This is a genomic window from Deinococcota bacterium, assembly GCA_030858465.1.
Taxonomy (GTDB): domain Bacteria; phylum Deinococcota; class Deinococci; order Deinococcales; family Trueperaceae; genus JALZLY01.
This window is the reverse complement of the sequence record JALZLY010000227.1, coordinates 1-4,062: the sequence shown is the minus strand read 5'-3', so window position 1 is coordinate 4,062 and position 4,062 is coordinate 1. Positions and strand designations below refer to the sequence as shown.

Annotated in this window: 7 protein-coding genes and 1 pseudogene; 5 read left to right on the top strand and 3 right to left on the bottom strand. The window is 60.4% G+C overall.

Going from position 1 to position 4,062, the window contains the following annotated elements:
• The first annotated feature begins 157 nt into the window (after nucleotides 1-157).
• From M3498_11575 to M3498_11555, 5 genes and pseudogenes are all read left to right on the top strand, one after another.
• Nucleotides 158-379: pseudogene (locus M3498_11575) on the top strand (DUF4160 domain-containing protein).
• The gene (locus M3498_11570; GenBank protein ID MDQ3459924.1) at nucleotides 354-626 is read left to right on the top strand and encodes a DUF2442 domain-containing protein; all 273 of its coding nucleotides are present in this window, start codon (nucleotides 354-356) and stop codon (nucleotides 624-626) included. Before M3498_11575 ends, M3498_11570 begins: the two are co-directional and overlap by 26 nt.
• Nucleotides 627-792: 166 nt before the next feature.
• The gene (locus M3498_11565; protein ID MDQ3459923.1) at nucleotides 793-1,053 is read left to right on the top strand and encodes a type II toxin-antitoxin system HicA family toxin; all 261 of its coding nucleotides are present in this window, start codon (nucleotides 793-795) and stop codon (nucleotides 1,051-1,053) included.
• The gene (locus tag M3498_11560; GenBank protein MDQ3459922.1) at nucleotides 1,046-1,264 is read left to right on the top strand and encodes a type II toxin-antitoxin system HicB family antitoxin; all 219 of its coding nucleotides are present in this window, start codon (nucleotides 1,046-1,048) and stop codon (nucleotides 1,262-1,264) included. The genes M3498_11565 and M3498_11560 overlap by 8 nt, the downstream gene beginning before the upstream one ends.
• 532 nt (nucleotides 1,265-1,796) lie before the next feature.
• Nucleotides 1,797-2,147: a DUF3147 family protein gene (locus M3498_11555; GenBank protein MDQ3459921.1), complete on the top strand. Its 351-nt coding sequence runs from the start codon at nucleotides 1,797-1,799 to the stop codon at nucleotides 2,145-2,147.
• Between the two features lie 13 nt (nucleotides 2,148-2,160).
• On the opposite strand, the gene M3498_11550 is transcribed toward M3498_11555, so the two are convergent.
• The 3 genes from M3498_11550 to M3498_11540 all read right to left on the bottom strand — a co-directional run.
• Nucleotides 2,161-2,397 (bottom strand): glutathione S-transferase N-terminal domain-containing protein, encoded by a 237-nt coding sequence (locus tag M3498_11550; GenBank protein MDQ3459920.1) that lies wholly within the window; start codon nucleotides 2,395-2,397, stop codon nucleotides 2,161-2,163.
• Nucleotides 2,384-3,559, bottom strand: a complete 1,176-nt coding sequence (locus M3498_11545; protein ID MDQ3459919.1) for an SIS domain-containing protein — start codon at nucleotides 3,557-3,559, stop codon at nucleotides 2,384-2,386. The genes M3498_11550 and M3498_11545 overlap by 14 nt, the downstream gene beginning before the upstream one ends.
• A gap of 2 nt (nucleotides 3,560-3,561) precedes the next feature.
• Nucleotides 3,562-4,062: AIR synthase-related protein (locus M3498_11540; protein MDQ3459918.1), on the bottom strand; the 501-nt coding region annotated here is incomplete at its 5' end.

The window sequence follows — 4,062 nt, the reverse complement described above, 5'->3', positions numbered from 1 at the left end:
GAAGATGCCCTTTGTGCCGGGGCGCAGGGATGCAGTATAATCCACGCACGAGGAACATTATTACGCACTTTGCAGTATAATCCCCAGTTCGGCGGCTTGCGCGCGGCGTTTCAGAAAGCGGTATAATCAGAAAGTATACTGACAGTCTTACTGAAGTGGCCCTTATCGTTTTTATTTTTGAGGACACGAGCCAAATGAACCGCCTCATATTCATGTGGATAGAGATAATCTTTCCGCAAAGTTTTGGCTTCAGCCGGTTAGCTTGGCTCGTAACGTCGGTTTTCGTCCGCATGAACTGCGGCGCATACAGGTCCTTGTGGTTGAACATCAGTCAGAAGTATTGGAGGCGTGGAATGGGCATTTTGGCATTAGCGGCTGACGAACGTGTTTCCGGCGTTGAAGTATCAGAAGATACCTTAACGGTTGCTCTCATGGATGGCAGGAGCATTTCTGTTCCGTTAGCTTGGTATCCGCGATTATTCAACGCGACTCAAGCCGAGCGCCAAAATTGGCAACTTGCTGGCGGCGGCTACGGTATCCACTGGCCGGATGTAGATGAGGATTTAAGCACCGAAGGTTTGCTGCGGGGAGCGCCCGCACCACGTCAAAGATTGGCGCAGGTCTGAAACTCGAAGGCATCAACAAGCTGCCGAACAAGGCGCTGCACCCGACCGCCTACAGCTTCGGCTTTCCACTTCGTTCGTTCCTCACTTCGCTCCAAGCCTTTGCTTCCGGCGGCGGGTGAGCTTAGTCGTTGGGCTGAGCTACCTCTTGCCATGCTAGCTTGATGGTGTGGGCAAACACGAGAAGCTGCTCGTCGCGATTCTACGGGGAGCTTCCGATGCCAACATTCCTTTTGAGGGTCTTTGCGCGCTGCTGAAGCGTCTTGGGTTTGACGAACGTATCCGTGGCAGCCACCACATCTTTACCAAGACCGGTATCGAGGAGATCCTAAATCTGCAACCCAAGGGATCAAAAGCAAAACCTTATCAGGTCAAGCAAGTCCGTGGTGTGATTCTCAACTATAAGTTGGGAGGTGAAGTAGATGACTGAACCCTTCAAGTATGAACTGATCATTTACTGGAGTGAAGAAGACGAGGCATTTGTTGCCGAAGTGCCCGAGTTGCCAGGGTGCGTAGCCGATGGTGCGAGCTACGCCGAGGCAGTGGCTAACGCGGAGGTCGTTATCCGTGAGTGGATTGAGACGGCTAAAGAGCTAGGGCGAACTGTCCCTGAACCGAAAGGGCGTCTGATGTACGCTTGAGGGCAGTACTCGCGGTAACACTCCACCTAACCCTTGCTGCAACGGACGCGCCCATGTGCACATCAAATTTAGGCGGGGGTCAGTCATTAGGTAGTGCTCTGTAGGTAGTGCGCTGTCAGGACGCGCCGTTGAGCTTAGCCGAACCGGACTGTTAAGCAGGGCGAACGCTGTTGAAAAGCGCGCGGGCACTTCTCTCTGGCGGAGAAGACGGGACAGGATGCGACAGCTGAGGATTCGAGCCGCCGACGGGGCGGACGCTGAAGATGTAGCGAGGACCTACGTTGATTCGTGGAATGCCGGCTTCACCGACTTGCTGTCGCAGAGGGAGATCACCACTGAACTAGTGGCGCGGTGGAGACAGGATCTTGTCAAGCCCTTTCCTCCTGGTGGGTGGCTGAAGTGCAGCGTTCAAGACCCAGCCCGTCAGCCCGCGTTCATGCGCCGGCCGGTAGACGAAGGGTCGGAAGCCAACCCCTGAACGACGCCCCGGATAAAAATGTGATGGGCAAAGGTCATGGGTTAAACTCATCTTATGCCAGTTTGGCTCAAGTATCTCATTTCCGCCGGCCTCGTCGTCGCCATCTCCGAAGTCGCCAAGCGGAGCGACCGGGCGGGCGCGGTTCTGGGTGCCTTGCCGTGGGTCACCACCTTGGCGATGATTTGGCTTTTCGTAGAGCGGCAGGGGGATGACAAAATTGCCAATCACGCTTACTACACCTTCTGGTATGTGCTGCCCACGCTGCCGATGTTTTTGCTTATTCCTTACCTGCTAAAGCGGGGCCTTGGCTTTCCCGTCGTGCTCGTTTCGGCTCTCGTCTCTACAGGCGTCCTCTTTGTCGTTTATGTGTGGGCGTTGAAGCGGTTTGGCATCGACTTGGTTTAGGCATTGACTTGGTCTAGGAGGCGTCAACGATGCAGCCACGGCCCTGATATCCTATCTGCTTGACCTTGTGGCCTAGGGCCAAAACCGGCACGGTGCGCCCGTTGCCGGTAAGCTCGAGCATCCGCTTGAGCGCCTCTTTGTCCTCTTCGACGTCGTAGTAGCTAAAGGCAACGCCTCGCCACTCGAGCTCCTCGCGCAGTTCGGCGGTGTAGGGGCAGCTCGAGGTCCCGTACAGGTCAAGCTCCGCCACGAGGCGTCTCCTCTAACGCTTGGCGCAGCACGTGATAGAGCGAGGCCTGCACCTCTTGGATGCGGGGGATGTAGTCCGAGGGGACGATCAGGGCGACATCGGCCAGCTTGCGCCGCACCACTTCGCCGCCGTCATAGCCGAGCAGGGCGACCGTCATAAGGCCGCGCTTGCGGGCTTCCTCGAGGGCCATGACGATATTCTTGGAGCCGCCGCTGGTGGAAAGGGCGACGGCGACGTCCGCGGACCGGGCCTGGGCGATGAGCTGACGCGAAAAGATCGCCTCCGCGCCGATGTCGTTGGCGATGGCGCTGATGTTCGGGCTCTCCATCGCCAACGAGATCGCGGGGATGGGCGTCATCCCGGCGGGTGGCGTGACGCAGTCGAGGGTCAGGTCGTTGGCGTCCGTCGCCGAACCGCCGTTGCCGAAGGCGATGAGCTTGCCCCCGGCGCCGAGCCGCTCGCCGATCGCCAGGGCCGCCTCGGCCATAGGCCGCGAAGCGCCGGCGGCTACTTGCTCGCGCAAGCGCTCGACCTCCCTGGCTTTCTCTCCGATAGAGGCCGTAACCTCAGCCAGCACGCCGCCGGTGTCTTGCTTGCTCTCCCCTAGGAAGGGATAGAGGAAGCCGCTCGCGCCCACGTCGTGCCCGCGCTCGCGGTGCTCGAAAAAGACGTGGACCGTCTCCCACAGGGTGTGGTAGAGGATCTCGATCAGCTCCTGGTGGATGAAAGGGTCCGTCGAGGGGGCCTCCACCGCATAATTCCCCCCTTTGCCGGGCAGGGCGAAGGTCATGGCGCCTTGGGAATGGGCCCCCTCGAGCGCCGCCGCCACCTCCGCGTCCCCTTGAGGCGGGCCAAAGCCCATCACCATGTCCTCGGGGCGCAGGAGCGTCCTGAGCCAGGGACTGAACGCGACCGAAAGGTCGAGCGCAGGCAGCGCTCGCTTGCCGACGATGACGGGATGGACGAACTCGACCGAGACGTGCTGAGCGTCGGTGGCGTAAGGCCCACGTCCGAAAGCGAGCAGTCGGCCACCCTTCAAAAAGCGCTCGGACATCTCCTGGCACACGCCGGCCAAGCGGCCGGCTTCGCGTGCGAAAAAGGCACGAGACACGACGTTACGCTCGAGCAGTCTCGCCTGGGCAAATTCGGCGAGGTCGGGCATGGTTAGCAGATACGCGGCAGCGGGTCGCCCACGAGCATGTCCACCACCCGGCTGCCGCCGTAGCGGGTCTTGGCGATCACCGTGCGGGGGTGGGCGTCCGTGACCGTGCCGATACGTCGCGCCTCCCCTCCGCCAGGGGTCTTATGGAGCGTTTCAAGTGCCCTTTCCGCCACATCCGGGGCAACGATCGCCAGGAACTGCCCTTCGTTGGCGATATGCAAGGGGTCGAGCCCCAGGATCTCGCAGGCCCCGCGAACGGCGTCGCGCATTGGGATAGCCTCTTCCTCCAATACGATCCCGAACCTTGCGTCTCGAGCCAGCTCGTTTAGGGCCGAGGCGACACCGCCCCGCGTGGGGTCGCGCAGCCAGCGCAAGTCGTTAGGGACCGCTTCGATGAGCGCCGCCACCAGGGGCCAGATGGGGCGCGTGTCCGAAGCGAGGTCGGCCTCGAGGTCGAGTTCCCCCCGCGCCAGCAAGATGGTGACGCCGTGGTCGCCGATGGG

Bases quoted from the DNA above. Each gene is read 5' to 3' on its own strand.
- M3498_11570 (MDQ3459924.1), top strand. From the start codon at position 354: ATGGGCATTTTGGCATTAGCGGCTGACGAACGTGTTTCCGGCGTTGAA.
- M3498_11560 (MDQ3459922.1), top strand. From the start codon at position 1,046: ATGACTGAACCCTTCAAGTATGAACTGATCATTTACTGGAGTGAAGAA.
- M3498_11555 (MDQ3459921.1), top strand. From the start codon at position 1,797: ATGCCAGTTTGGCTCAAGTATCTCATTTCCGCCGGCCTCGTCGTCGCC.
- M3498_11545 (MDQ3459919.1), bottom strand. From the start codon at position 3,559: ATGCCCGACCTCGCCGAATTTGCCCAGGCGAGACTGCTCGAGCGTAAC.